Source organism: Bradyrhizobium sp. P2_E8, from assembly GCF_056403875.1.
Genome location: NZ_JBFUES010000075.1, coordinates 1 through 14,016, shown reverse-complemented (window position 1 = coordinate 14,016; position 14,016 = coordinate 1). Strand labels below are relative to the sequence as shown.

Sequence of the window (14,016 nt, the reverse complement as noted above, 5' to 3'; positions counted from 1 at the left end):
CCATCCGCCGTCGCCGACACCGCTCTCCGCGCTGTATCTGCAAAACCGCCAGCCCGCGCTGCGTCTGCGTGTCTTCCTCGACTGGATATCGGGCATTTTTGCCGAGGCGAAGCTGTGAGGGAGGCCGCAGAGTCGTAGCCCGGGTGAGCGAAGCGATACCGGGACCGCCGCTCGCACGAATCCCGGATATCGCTTCGCTTATCCGGGCTACAAGAGCTTGCGYTGCCCGTCGGGCAAGACACGCTAGGCATGGGGCAATCCATGCCTASCAAAATATTCGCCTTTACAGAATTTCTGATTTGTCGCATTGTCTCRCCACCTCATCCCGGTCAGAGGGGCGTATCGCGATCGTCACGACATGCGGGGTGGGCTGCGGTGGACGCTAGTCACATCGGCGCGATAGGCATCGCAGGGCGGGCAACCGTGAGCGAAACCCATTGCGCACACGACCGGTGTGATCARCGTACGGCAAAACCGTGTCGTCCTGGCGCCCGGGGTCTGTGCGCCAAGTCTTGCGGTGATGGTGGCGGCCCGACCGGGCACGCGCATCAGCGATCGGCAAGGCGACGGGGGCAATAGTGCATCGCTCCCCGGGGAGAACKCGGCATAAGCCGTCAAACCACTGCGCAGGGAAGGCCGTGTGTTGGGCTTCACCTGTATGCCGCTGTGCAGATTTTTGTTGCCACCTTTCGCACAGTGGAYCGTGGGTGCCCGGCCGGCACCCGGTCTTCCCTGCGCCCTCTGACATCGGAGGGTGTCGCGAYGAAGCAAAGCTCGGGCGAGATGAGCCGCGAGGATGCGAAACTGCGTCTGCGCGTTCAGATGCGAGTTGATGAAGAGCAGTGTTTCCCCACACTCAATCATTGCGAGCCAACGGGTCCGCGCGAAGCGCGGCCCGATGACAGGCTCCGCGAAGCAATCCAGAATCCCTCCATGGAAAGACTCTGGATTGCTTCGTCGCATCAGCGCAAAATTGCTTCGCAATTTTGTCGCGAACTCCTCGCAATGACGGCGTGGAGGAAACGTGCGCTTGAACTTCGGTCTCGTGCCCCGGACGCAGCGCAGCGCTTCCCTGGCGATGCGAAGCATCGTCCAGTTCGGCGGTGCGCTGCAGAGCCGGGGCCCATGCAGCAGCGTGTCGTGCGGCCTCCTGGGTCCCGGCTCTGCGCTCCGCTTCGCTACGCTTGTCCGGGATACGAGAGATGGGCGAGCATGATAGCCAGCCTTGAACGCACGAGAGACCACCAGCGACTAACTCCATGGAGTGCCCAAGGATCAGTGGAACGTGATCGAGCTTCCTCTTCCTAAAGCACCAAAATGGTGCTTTAGTGCTTTCCATGATCCAATCGCCCCGAAACGCGCCGTCCGCGCTGCGTTACAGGCTTGCCCCTGATCCGGCCGCCAAGGCCGCCATGGAGGCGACGTTTAGGGCCTATGACCGGATGATGGAGATCCTGGATGAGGTCGCTCGGACCCATAATGTGGGTTCCAACGTGGTCCTGCTTCACGCCCACGCCTATGAGCCGATCCGGAAAGCAACCGCACTGCCGTCGCGGCTGGTGACGCTGGGCTTGCGTGACCGCGCCGACTATCGCGCCGCCCAAGGTCGCCGCCTGCCGCTCGACGACAAGCTCGCCAAGATCAAGGGGCCCGCCACCATTTCGATTGCGACCGTGCAAGGGCGCTTCAGCGTGCCMTTCGACTACGCCGGTTATGCCGAGGGCTGGGGGCAGAGCGCGCCCGCACACCTGATCCGCACCGACGACGGCTTTGAAGTTCACTACGGCGTCACGCCGAACAGTCTGCCAGAGGAGGAGAACGCCATGGATACCATCGCTGCCGCCCCCGACAATTTCCTGTCCCGGGTCGGGCGCCTGATCGCCGGGATCGCCTATGACGCGATCGAGCAGGCGGAAGGCAAGAACAAGCTGAAAGTGGTCGGCCAGGCCATCCGCGAGATCGAGCGTGCCGAGAGCGAGGCACGCGACGCGCTCGCGGCTGCGCGCGCCGAGGAATACCGCCTCAACGCGCGCCGCACCGAGATCGAGCGCGAGATGACCGATCTCACTGCCAAGATCGAGAGCGTGATCGCTGATAGCCGCGACGATCTCGCGCGCGCCGGCATCGCGCGGCAGATGGACCTGGAGGCGCAGTTCGAGGTGCTCTCCCGCGCCATCGACGAGAACAATGAGAAGATCGAGCAATGCGTGACGTCGCTGCGCGCCGTGCTGTCGGCATTGYAAGATGCCGAGCAGCGCCGCGCCGATCTCGCAAAGAGCGAGGCGGTCGCAAGCCACCAGGCCGCGACCTCGCCCGGGAAGCCCGGCGGTGCCTCGGCAGCGGCGAAGGCGCTACGGGCGGGCAGGGCGGTGGCGCGCGCCACTGGCGTTCCCGCAGCCATCCCGTTTTCAAGTGACATCGACGAGCTCAGCACGTTGCATCGCGACAAGGAGATTGCAGCGAGGCTGGCGCGGTTGAAGTCGCGCTCCTGAGTAATGTGTCATGAGCGCACTGCTCGAACACGTCATGGCGCCGGAGGTCAGGCCGTTCGCGATCGCGGCGGCCATGATCGTCATCGTCGGCTCGCTCGAGGTGATCACGATGCTGGTCGGAGCCTCCTTGAGTGAGATGCTCGGCACCGGCATCGATTTCAGTCACCCCAGCGACAACGGCGTGCTCAACGCCATTTCGTGGATCAATGTCGGCGGCGTGCCGCTGCTGATCTTCCTGCTGCTGATGCTCGGCGCCTTCTCGATCACCGGATTCCTGATCCAGGACATCGCCCGGCTGGTCGCCGGTCCCTTGCCGGCAACGATCGCCTCGATCGGGGCCGTCGCGGCCTCGGTTCCGCTGGTCCGCGTCACCAGCCGCGCCATCGCGCGGGCCATTCCCAAAGATGAAAGCTATGCCGTCGGTCTCGGCGACCTCGTCGGCCGCGTCGGCGAGGTCGTTATCGGCCCGCTCGATCAGGGGCCGCCCGGCCGCGTCAGCGTCGCCGACGTCCACGGCAACAGGCACTTCGTCTGGGCGGTCGCGGCGCCCGCATCGGGACCATTGGAGCAGGGAACCATGGTCCTCCTGGTCGATCGCGTCGGCACCCGCTTCGTGGCGGTCAAGGCCGACGATGAACTGAAGCCGTCCAAGCCGACTCTAAGCAGTTAGCCAGCCAAAGCTCATTAGCGGAGAAAGTCATGTTTGACATCGCAGTCCCGGCCATGATCGGCGTCGCGCTGATCGTCGTCCTGGGGATCGTCTTCACCATCCTCTACAAGCGCGCCACGCGCGACGAGGCCTTCGTGCGCACCGGCCTCGGCGGCAAGAAGGTCGTGCTCGACGGCGGCGCCATGATCCTGCCGATCTTCCATTCCTATGCCAGCGTCAATCTGAAGACGCTGAGGCTCACCGTCGAGCGCAAGGAGCGGGAATCCCTGATCACCAAGGACCGCCTCCGCGTCGACATCGTCGCCGAGTTCTACGTGCGCGTCCGCCCCGACGACGAGAGCATCGCGCTCGCCAGCCAGACTCTGGGCGCGCTGACCAATGACGCCGAAGCCCTGCGTAACCAGGTCGAGGCGAAATTCGTCGACGGTCTGCGTTCGGTGGCGGCCACCATGTCCATCCTGGAGTTGCAGGAAAAGCGCAGCGACTTCGTCAAGCACGTGCAAGCGACCGTGGAGTCGGACGTCAAATCCAACGGTCTCGAGCTCGAATCGGTGTCGCTGACCAAGCTCGACCAGACCGATGTGAAATTCTTCAATCCGGAAAACTTCTTTGACGCCGAAGGTCTGACCCAGCTCAAGACCGTTACCGAGACGCGCCGGCGCGACCGCAACTCGATCGTGCGCGACAACGAGGTGGCGATTGCGCAAAAGGACCTCGAGGCGCGGCAGCAGACCCTGACCATCGAGCGCACCAAGAAGGAGGCCGAGCTCTCCCAGGAGCGCGACATCGCCAACAAGACCGCGAGCACCCGCGCCGAAGTCGCGACCGCAACCCAGACCGCGCGCCTGACCGAGGAGAACGCCCGCATCGACACCGACCGGGCGGTCGCCGAGAAGGAGGCGGGCGCCAAGCAGGTCAAGGAAACGGCGGTGATCGAGTCGGATCTCGCGATCAACAAGCGCAAGACCGACGCGCAGCGCGAGATCCAGATCGCGACCCAGGAGAACGAGATCCAGATCGCGGCCAAGAGCAAGCAGACCTCGGAAGCCGTCGCCGAGGCCAAGACGGCCGAGGCGATCGCCGTCTCCGCGGAGGAAAAGGTCGTGACCGCACGCGCGGTCGAGGTTGCCGACCGTGCCCGTCTCACCCAGGTGCTTGCCGCGCGCACCGAGGCCGAGCGCAAGTCGACCGAGGTGATCGTCGCGGCCGAAGCCGAAAAGAAGGCCTCGCTCGATCGCGCCGAGGCCGTCAAGACACTGGCCACCGCGGAAGCTGAGTCCAACAAGATCAAGGCTGTCGGCGTCAGGAATATCGGCGAGGCCGAGGCCGCAATCATCACGCTCAAGAACGAGGCGCAGAACAAGCTCGGCGCCAACGTCATCGATTTCGAACTCGCCAAGAAGCGGATCGAGACCATGCCCTCGGCCCTCGCCGAGATGGTCAGGCCGATCGCCAACCTCAAGGACGTCCGCATCCTGCACACCGGCGGCGCGTTCGGCGGCAACGGCGCCGGCGGCAATGTCGGTTTCGGCGAAGGCCTCGCGGGCGAGCTGCTCAAGGTGCACGCGCTACGTCCGATGATCGACGAGATCCTGCGCCAGAGCGGCTTTGCGCCGGGCGACGATCCCGTGCAGGCGCTCGTCGGTGCCGTGACGGGCAAGAGCAACGGTGCCGCGGTGCCGGCGCCCGCGCCGGAGAAGACAAACTCCGCCGATCTATGAATGCCCGTTCATTGCTGCGGAGAATTCGAATCGATAAGAAATCCCTGTGCGCGTCTCGCGTCGCGCACAGCTCCGGAGTGCTGATCGAGGCGTGTTGAACCTTTCGATCAGGCTCCGGCCGAATCGTTGGAGGCAACGCCATTTGTTGCCGCGGCGCCTGCGCCGATCGACGTCAGGCGCTTAAAGCCTGTTTCGATCCAGGGAATTTCACATGAAGTATTTTCTGTCTGCACTGATTGCGATCGGTCTTTCGATTGCCGCCACACCGTCGTTTGCAGCTGACGCCCGCAACGTCACCGTCGTCAACGAGACCGGCTATGCCATCAAATTCCTGGGCTTCAACGCGCCGGACGATGGCCTGGACGAATGGGACAACGAGCTCGACAAGGTTTTGCAGAACCAGGCGAGCACCTATGTCGAGTTCGACGATGACGACGAGGGATGTGTCTGGAACATCCGCGTCGACTGGCAGAATTACGACGAGGCCGTGCTCTGGAAGAACGTCAATCTCTGCAAGTTCACCGCGCTGCGGCTGCGCTACGACGCCGGCACCAAGACCACGTCCTTCGTCGCCGAATAGTTTTCCGACTGATGCGGCCCGGAGGAGGGGCCGTCCGGCCCTTCCTCAGGCGCGTTGCGGAAGATGACGAATTCGTCCTTTGCAAGCGCAACCGGCTTTGTTATACGCAGCCGCGCGCGAACGAACGGTTCGCCCTTTTCCTCGGTAGCTCAGCGGTAGAGCATCCGACTGTTAATCGGATGGTCGCTGGTTCGAATCCAGCCCGGGGAGCCAAATTTCACCGCAATTTCAGTAGCTTGCACTCGTGCTTTGATGCGGCGCGCGACGTTGCTCGGGCCGTCTCTCAACACGGTTGCGGGCCCGCACGCGATGCAGAATCGTGTTCAAGCAAACGTGTCCTGACCGCGGCTTCGCGCCCGTAGGGCTGGCACCAAATCGACTTAATTCAAATCGAGCTTCGCCGGGCCGGACCCTTACGGAGCTGATTCCCATGCCCGACATCCAGATCGACCGTGCCCCACTGGCTCCCTCGATTCTGCCGGCCGACATTCCCGAGCTCAGCGACGACGAATGCATCGCCTGCCTGGCGCGTGCGGTTGAGACGCCCGATTCGGCGCGGCTGGACGAGGTCGCCGCCCTGATCGGCCGCCTCGCGGTGACGATCGAATAGTCCATCACCCCTGATGTGGTGAGTCGCGGAAGCGTTGGCCGGCGGAGGCGCAACGCCCATGTTGCGTTTTCGCCGGGCATGTTCCAAAGATGCCGGCAACTTTCGTCCGCGGCATCGTCCGCATTTCAGGGTCCGCAAATGTCCGGTTTTTCGACCGCGCGCCTCAAAATGGTCGATGGCCAGGTGCGCACCAATGACGTCACTGATCGCCGTGTCCTCGACGCCATGCTCGCGGTTCCGCGCGAGGCCTTCGTGCCGGCCAGCCGGCAGGCCCTGGCCTATCTCGACCTCGACCTCGATGTGAGCGAGGGCGGCGGCAAGCGGTTCCTGATCAAGCCGCAGCTGACCGGCAAGCTGCTCCAGGCCGCCGAGATCGGCGAGGGTGACAACGTGCTGGTCGTCGGCTGCGCCACCGGCTACCTCGCCGCACTGGCCGCCAAGCTGGCGCGTCAGGTCACCGCGACGGAATGCGATTCGGCCCTGGTCGCGAAGGCCAAGGACGCTTTCGCCGCCCTCGGGCTCGCCAATGTCACCTGCAAGGCCGCTTCCTGCACCGAGGGGGACCCCTCTGGCGCGCCCTACGACGTGATTATCCTCAATGGCGCTGTCGAGGTGACGCCGGAAGGGCTGCTCGGGCAGCTTAGGGAAGGCGGGCGTCTGGTGGGGGTGTCTGCCGAATCCCGGCCGCCGCGGGCCATGATTGTGACCCATACCCACGGCGAATTCGGCCATCGGGCGCTGTTCGATGCCGGTGCCCCGGTCCTCCCCGGGCTGGAACGGGCCGCCGCATTCGTCTTCTGACGGTCCAAAGCCCGTTAAAATCCCGTTCTGAATCAGAAGTGTGGCCGGGATGCTGCACGTGAAGAGTTTCCACCGAGAACTACCTTGAGGTAGTTCCGTCGCGTCGATCCGCGGCCTATGTTGCGACGGGGCAACGACTCCACTCGGTAGACGTAACCCAGCTCGCGGGCACGAGCCGGACGTTAGAATGAACGGAATTTTTGGGATGCATGGGGTGAAGCTCTTCACCGGAGCGGCGGTTTCGGTCTTGGTGCTGGCGCTTGCCGGGCCGACGCCTGCCTTGGCGGACACCATCGAGGCCGCCTTGGTGCGCGCCTATCAGAACAATCCGCAGCTCAACGCACAGCGTGCCCAGGTGCGCTCGACCGACGAGAACGTGCCGCAGGCCTTGTCGGGCTACCGTCCCAAGGTCGCGCTGACAGCGAGCGGCGGCTATCAATATCAGGATCAGCAAAGCGCGCTGGGCAGCAACCCGTTCTTCGGGGCCACGGCGCCCCGCGCCGTCGGCGTGACCGTCAACCAGACGCTCTATAACGGCAACATCACCGCAAACAGAACGCGCGCGGCGGAGAGCCAGGTCTCCGGATCCCGCGAAGCGCTGCGCAGTCTCGATCAGACCGTGCTGCTCCAGGGCGCCACCACCTACATGGACTATCTGCGTGACGCCGCCACGCTCGAAGTCCAGCGCAGCAACGTGCGCGTGCTCGAGCAGACGTTGAAGCAGACGCGCGATCGCTTCAACGTCGGCGAAGTGACACGCACCGACGTTGCGCAATCGGAAGCACAGCTTGCGGCCGGCAGGACGCAGGCGCTTACCGCCGAAGCAAATCTCACCACGACGCGCGCGAACTTCCGTCGCATCATCGGTAACGAGCCGACGAATCTTGCGCCCGGCTCACCTGTCGATCGCTTCCTGCCCGCAACGCTTGCCGCAGCGGTCGAGCTCGGCTTGGTCGAGCATCCCAACGTCACGGCCGCAATGTTCGGCATCGACGTCAATTTTCTGCAGGTCAAGGTCGCCGAAGGCGCGCTGCTGCCGACGGTCACGGTGCAGGTTGCCGCCCAACAGGCGAACGAACAGTCCTTGATTCAATACAGGGCAACCAGCGCGTCCGCGATCGCTTCGGCCAATTGGCAGCTCTATGATGGTGGCAATTCGTATGCGCTGATCCGCCAGTCCAAGGAAAACCTGGCGCAGCAGCGTCTCAACCTCGAGACGACGCGCGACCAGACTCGTGCGAACGTGGTGCAGTTCTGGGGGACGTTGCAGGCCGGCAAAGCGCAGGTGCAGTCGGCGCAGGCGCAGGTCACGGCGTCCGAGATCGCGCTGAACGGTGTGCRTGAAGAAGCAAAGGCCGGTCAGCGCACCACCCTCGACGTGCTCAACGCGCAGCAGGCGCTGGTCAATGCGCGAGTCGCCTTGGTTACCGCGCAGCATGACCGGGTCGTTGCATCTTATAACGTTCTCGCCGCTATCGGCCGGCTGTCGCCGCAGGTCCTCGGCCTTGCGACCACGGTTTACGATCCCACCGTTCACTACCACCAGGTCCGCGACAGCTGGGCCGGTGTTCGCACGCCTGACGGGCGCTGAAGTCCCGTAAGTGTCCGGTCGGCCTCGCGAACAGCCGACGCCGACCGGTGCTTTGCTTGCAATCATCAAAATCCCTGACATAGCCTTGCCAAGAAGATGCGGGTCGATTCGCCCCGCATTCGATGTCGTGTGCGTAAAGCTTGAGTGCCGAGGGCAGGGGCGCACCGCCGCACGTTGAGCCGTGATCTGGGGACAAGTCGGGCCGCCGTGACGAAAATGTCGGGGCGTCCGTTGCGGAACCGGCCAATCCTGTCGTGCTTGGTGTAAAACAACGCATGCGAGGGCGTTGATGATGTGGAGTCGGAGATGACGCAGCCTGCAAAGGTCACAGAACCCTCGATGGAGGAGATTCTGGCCTCGATCCGGCGCATCATTGCCGACGATGAGGCCAAGCCGCCGCCGGCAGAGATCGCGAATCCCGGAAAGGCAGCGGCGCCTGCGGCGCCCGCAGCAAAGCCTCAGGCGATGAACGACATTCCGCCCTCCAAGGTCGCCCCCGCCAAACCGGCCGCCGAGAAGCCCGCACCGCCTCCGGCTGCAAAGCCGGCGCCGCCGCCTGCACCTGCGGCGGCTGCCTCTCCAAACAGCCAGGACGATATCGACGCGCTGCTGGCGGGGCTCGACACAGCCACGTCAGCGCCTGAGGTCCGTGCTCCGGAACCCGAGCCGGAGCCCGAGCCCGAGCCCGACGTGCTCGAATTGACCGACGACATGGCGATGGACCCGGAGCCGACACCGCCTCCGCCGCCGCCGAGCTTCCGCAAGGTCGAGCCGCGCGACGATCTCGAATTCGCCGAATCGCCGCCGCCGCGCCCGTCGCCGTCCTACGCGCCCGCGGATTTCGATGCCCCGCCGCTGCCGCCGCAGCAGCCGATCCTCGCGCAATCGACGGTCTCAGCGGTCGAATCCGCCTTCAATTCCCTGGCCCATACGGTGCTCAGCAGCAACGCGCGGACGCTGGAGGACCTGGTCAAGGAGATGCTGCGCCCGATGCTGAAGTCCTGGCTCGACGACAACCTGCCGGGCCTGGTTGAACGCATCGTGAAGGCCGAAATCGAGCGGGTCTCGCGCGGCGGCCGGTAGAGCAGGCCGCGGAGCCCTGATAAAGCCCCGCTTGTGCATCACATTCGGTCCGCCGACCGGGCCGGAAAGCCCGTTTGCCGCTGAGCTTTCGTTGACCTTTTCGTTGACTTGCCCCCCGCGCGCGGCTTTCTAGCAGCCCCATGATCGAGAAAAATTACCAGCCCGCCGATATCGAAGCCCGCATGTCCGTGGTGTGGGAGGACAGCCGTGCCTTCAAGGCCGGCCGCCCCGACCGCCGCCACGCAGTGCCCTTTACCATCGTGATCCCGCCGCCGAACGTGACGGGCTCGCTGCACATGGGCCACGCCCTCAACAACACGCTCCAGGACATCCTGTGCCGGTTCGAGCGCATGCGCGGCCGCGACGTGCTGTGGCAGCCCGGCACCGACCACGCCGGCATCGCCACCCAGATGGTGGTCGAGCGGCAGCTGATGGAGCGCCAGCAGCCCGGCCGCCGCGAGATGGGCCGCGAGAAGTTCCTGGAGCGGGTCTGGCAGTGGAAGGCCGAGAGCGGCGACACCATCATCAACCAGCTCAAGCGGCTCGGCGCGTCCTGCGACTGGTCGCGCGAACGCTTCACCATGGACGAGGGCCTGTCCAAGGCTGTCATCAAGGTGTTCGTCGAGCTGCACCGCGACGGCCTGATCTACAAGGACAAGCGGCTGGTGAACTGGGACACCAAGCTCTTGACCGCGATCTCCGATCTCGAAGTGCAGCAGACCGAGGTCAAGGGCAGCCTCTGGTATCTGCGCTATCCGATCGAGGGCAAGACGTTCAGCCCCGAGGATCTCTCGAGCTTCATCGTCGTCGCCACGACGCGCCCGGAGACCATGCTCGGCGATACCGGCGTCGCGGTGCATCCCGATGACGAGCGCTATCAGAAGCTGGTCGGCAAGAACGTCATCCTGCCGCTGGTCGGCCGCAAGATCCAGATCGTCGCCGACGACTATTCCGATCCGGAGAAGGGCTCGGGCGCGGTGAAGGTGACGCCGGCGCACGACTTCAACGACTTCGAGGTCGGCAATCGCCACGGCCTGCGCCGGATTAGCGTGCTCGACAAGGAAGGTTGCCTCGATCTCCTCGACAACGAGGACTATTTGCGCGACCTGCCGGAAGGCGCCTCGCAATTCGCCGAGGAGTTCAACAAKGTCGATCGCTTCGCCGCGCGCAAGCGCATCGTCGAGCGGCTGGAATCGTTCGGCTTCGTCGAGCGGATCGAGCCGCACACCCACATGGTGCCGCACGGCGACCGCTCCAACAGCGTGATCGAGCCCTATCTCACCGACCAGTGGTACGTCGACGCCAAGACACTCGCAAAACCCGCGATCGCGGCGGTGCGTTCGGGCGAAACCAGCTTCGTGCCGAAAAACTGGGAAAAGACCTATTACGAGTGGATGGAGAACATCCAGCCCTGGTGCATCTCGCGCCAGCTCTGGTGGGGCCACCAGATCCCCGCCTGGTACGGACCTGACGGGAAGGTGTTCGTCGCCGAGACCGAGGAGGAGGCCGTCAGCCACGCGCTCGGCTACTAYGTCGAGCAGGAGGTCATCACGGCCGAGCAGGGGCGCGAGATGGCGCTCGACCGCAACAAGCGCGAAGGCTTCGTCACGCGTGATGAAGACGTGCTCGACACCTGGTTCTCCTCGGCGCTGTGGCCGTTCTCGACGCTCGGCTGGCCCGAAGATGCACCCGAGGTGCGGCGCTATTACCCGACCAACGCGCTGGTGACCGGCTTCGACATCATCTTCTTCTGGGTCGCCCGCATGATGATGATGGGCCTGCACTTCATGAAGGAGGTGCCGTTCTCGACGATCTACATCCACGCCCTCGTCCGCGACGAGAAGGGGGCCAAGATGTCGAAGTCGAAGGGCAACGTCATCGATCCGCTCAACCTGATCGACGAATACGGTGCGGACGCGCTGCGCTTCACGCTGGCCGCGATGGCGGCGCAGGGGCGCGACATCAAGCTCGCCACCAGCCGCGTCGAGGGCTACCGCAATTTCGCGACCAAGCTCTGGAATGCGTCCCGCTTCGCGGAGATGAACCACTGCGCCGTGCCCGACGGTTTCGAGCCGGCAAAGGCCAAGGAGACGCTGAATCGCTGGATCGCGCATGAGAGCGCGCACACCACGCGCGAGGTGACCGAGGCGATCGAGGCCTATCGCTTCAACGATGCCGCCGGCGCGATCTACCGCTTCGTCTGGAATGTCTATTGCGACTGGTATGTCGAGCTGGCAAAGCCCGTGCTGCTCGGCCCGGACAGCCCTGCCAAGGACGAGACCCGCGCCATGGTCGCCTGGGCGCGCGACGAGATTTTGAAGCTGCTCCACCCCTTCATGCCCTTCATCACCGAAGAGTTGTGGGAGGTGACGGCCAAGCGCGACGGCCTGCTTGCACTGGCGCAATGGCCGCTGAAGCCCTCCGCCCCGACACCGGAGCAACTCGTGATGCTCGCGGCAGCCGCCGGTCCGACCGATCCGCTGATCTCGCCGGCCCTGATCATGCCGATCTTCGACCATGCCGACTTCACCGATCCCAAGGCGGAAGCCGAGATCGGCTGGGTGATCGACCTGATCACGCAGATCCGCTCGGTGCGTGCCGAGATGAACATTGCGCCGGCGACGCTGACCGCCCTGGTGCTAGTCGGCGCCTCGGCCGAGACCAGGGAACGCGCGCCGCGCTGGACCGACGTCATCAAGCGCATGGCGCGGCTCTCTGACATCTCCTTCGCCGATCGCGCACCTGACGGCGCGGTTCAGCTGCTGGTGCGCGGCGAAGTGGCCGCGCTGCCGCTGAAGGGCGTGATCGACGTCGCCGCCGAGCGCACGCGCCTCGACAAGGAGATCGGGAAGGCCGACGCGGACATCAAGCGCGCCGAGTCCAAGCTGGCGAACGAAAAATTCGTCGCCAACGCGGCCGAGGAGGTCGTCGAGGAGGAGCGCGAAAAGCGCGAGGCGGCGCTGGCCCGCAAGGCCAAGCTGCTGGAGGCGCTGGAGCGGCTGAAGCTGGCGTCGTGAGACGCCCGTCATTCCGGGGCGATGCGTAGCATCGAACCCGGAATCGCGAGATTCCCCGGTGCGCAATTGCGCACCTGTGGTCTGGTCCTTCGGACCATCCCGGAATGACAGTCATTTCGGAAACGGCTTGCTCAGAAACTTCGAACCCCTGACGCCATAGCGCCAGGGCAACTCGACGGCCTTGGTGATGCCGATCCGGATGCCCGTCGCCACCTCGAAATCCTCCGTCCGCGCATGCAGCGCGATCGGCGGCCGGTCCAGCGGCAGGGCGTTGTGCGCGATGGTGATGCCGAGCGCCTCGGTCAGCTTGCCCGGGCCCGAGCACAGCGCGTGCACGTCCTGGAGATGACGGCGGCGGCGCATGGCGGCGAGGCCGTGCGTCGGCTCCAGCGCGCGGATCAGCACAGCGGCGGCCGAGCCTTCTTCCTCGCAGACGAAATTGACGCACCAGTGGATGCCGTAGGAGCGGTAGACATAGGCAAAGCCCGGCGGGCCGAACATGACCTGGTTCCGCGGCGTCGGGCCATTGTAGGAGTGCGCCGCCGGCTCGGTATGATGATAGGCCTCGACCTCGACGATGCGGCCGCCGACGCCGTCCACCAGCATGGTGGCACCGATCAGGTCATGGGCGACCTCGCGGACGTTGCGGCCAAAAAAGGCGCGCTTCAGGGCCTTGCCGAGCCGCGGCGTAGAAGTCTTCGAGGTTGGAGCCATTCGAGGTGAGAATCGCCTGAGAACTGAGCAGGATATTGCCCATATCTGCCATGTTCCCTGAAGCGGTGCGAGCCGGGTTGCGATGCCGGGCGAGACCGACTAGGTAGGACCTGAACAGACCGGACACCCCATGGTCGTTATTGTCGATACCATCTCGAACCCGCTGCGCCCGCGCCACCCCGAAAAGGTGAATCGCCCCGATTCCGCTTCGCCGCCGAAGCCGGACTGGATCCGCGTGCGCGCGCCCAACACGCGCGGCTATGCCGACACCCGCAACATCGTGCGCGCCAACGGCCTGCACACGGTGTGCGAGGAGGCGGGCTGCCCGAACATCGGCGAGTGCTGGGACAAGAAGCACGCGACCTTCATGATCATGGGTGACACCTGCACCCGAGCCTGCGCCTTCTGCAACGTCAAGACCGGCCTGCCCAACGCGCTGGATGCGGCCGAGCCGCAGAACGTTGCCGAGGCCGTCGCCAAGCTCGGCCTGGCCCACGTCGTCATCACCTCCGTCGACCGCGACGATCTTGCCGATGGCGGCGCCGAGCATTTCGCCCAGACCATCCGTGCGATCCGGGCCGCGTGCCCTTCGACCACGATCGAGATCCTGACGCCCGACTTCCTGCGCAAGGAGGGAGCGCTCGAGATCGTCGTCGCGGCCAGGCCCGACGTGTTCAACCACAATCTCGAGACCGTGCCGTCGCGCTATCTCACGGTGCGGCCGGGCGCGCGCTACT

The 14,016-nt window shown here is 64.9% G+C and carries 11 protein-coding genes, 1 tRNA gene and 1 pseudogene; 12 read left to right on the top strand and 1 reads right to left on the bottom strand.

Going from position 1 to position 14,016, the window contains the following annotated elements; all coding sequences use genetic code 11:
- The 11 genes and pseudogenes from AC1D00_RS06690 to AC1D00_RS06640 form a co-directional block, all read left to right on the top strand.
- A pseudogene (locus AC1D00_RS06690) lies at positions 1-118 on the top strand (LysR family transcriptional regulator); the annotation flags it as partial.
- Between the two features lie 1,210 nt (positions 119-1,328).
- The gene (locus AC1D00_RS06685; RefSeq protein WP_477010114.1) at positions 1,329-2,492 is read left to right on the top strand and encodes a PspA/IM30 family protein; all 1,164 of its coding nucleotides are present in this window, start codon (positions 1,329-1,331) and stop codon (positions 2,490-2,492) included.
- A 10-nt stretch (positions 2,493-2,502) separates the two neighbouring features.
- Complete coding sequence (locus AC1D00_RS06680) at positions 2,503-3,162, top strand: OB-fold-containig protein (protein WP_404556308.1); 660 nt, start codon at positions 2,503-2,505, stop codon at positions 3,160-3,162.
- Between the two features lie 29 nt (positions 3,163-3,191).
- Positions 3,192-4,883: a flotillin family protein gene (locus AC1D00_RS06675; protein ID WP_477010113.1), complete on the top strand. Its 1,692-nt coding sequence runs from the start codon at positions 3,192-3,194 to the stop codon at positions 4,881-4,883.
- A 211-nt stretch (positions 4,884-5,094) separates the two neighbouring features.
- Entirely contained in the window at positions 5,095-5,463 is a 369-nt protein-coding gene (locus tag AC1D00_RS06670; RefSeq protein ID WP_027542746.1) for a hypothetical protein, read from the top strand.
- Positions 5,464-5,601: 138 nt separating this feature from the next.
- Positions 5,602-5,676: transfer RNA gene (locus tag AC1D00_RS06665), tRNA-Asn, on the top strand.
- A gap of 217 nt (positions 5,677-5,893) precedes the next feature.
- Positions 5,894-6,073 (top strand): hypothetical protein, encoded by a 180-nt coding sequence (locus AC1D00_RS06660; RefSeq protein ID WP_027542747.1) that lies wholly within the window; start codon positions 5,894-5,896, stop codon positions 6,071-6,073.
- Between the two features lie 138 nt (positions 6,074-6,211).
- Positions 6,212-6,874: a protein-L-isoaspartate O-methyltransferase family protein gene (locus tag AC1D00_RS06655; RefSeq protein ID WP_477010112.1), complete on the top strand. Its 663-nt coding sequence runs from the start codon at positions 6,212-6,214 to the stop codon at positions 6,872-6,874.
- Between the two features lie 205 nt (positions 6,875-7,079).
- The gene (locus AC1D00_RS06650; protein ID WP_477010115.1) at positions 7,080-8,465 is read left to right on the top strand and encodes a TolC family outer membrane protein; all 1,386 of its coding nucleotides are present in this window, start codon (positions 7,080-7,082) and stop codon (positions 8,463-8,465) included.
- Positions 8,466-8,771: 306 nt separating this feature from the next.
- On the top strand, positions 8,772-9,548 hold the full coding sequence (locus AC1D00_RS06645) for a PopZ family protein (protein WP_167770623.1): 777 nt from the start codon (positions 8,772-8,774) through the stop codon (positions 9,546-9,548).
- 140 nt (positions 9,549-9,688) lie between these two features.
- Entirely contained in the window at positions 9,689-12,565 is a 2,877-nt protein-coding gene (locus AC1D00_RS06640) for a valine--tRNA ligase (RefSeq protein WP_477010111.1), read from the top strand.
- Positions 12,566-12,676: 111 nt separating this feature from the next.
- Here AC1D00_RS06640 and AC1D00_RS06635 read toward each other — a convergent pair whose 3' ends face one another.
- Positions 12,677-13,279, bottom strand: a complete 603-nt coding sequence (locus AC1D00_RS06635; RefSeq protein WP_477010110.1) for a DNA-3-methyladenine glycosylase — start codon at positions 13,277-13,279, stop codon at positions 12,677-12,679.
- A 130-nt stretch (positions 13,280-13,409) separates the two neighbouring features.
- On the opposite strand from AC1D00_RS06635, the gene AC1D00_RS06630 reads away from it, so the two are divergent.
- On the top strand, positions 13,410-14,016 hold a 607-nt coding region (locus tag AC1D00_RS06630), incomplete at its 3' end, for a lipoyl synthase (RefSeq protein WP_477010109.1).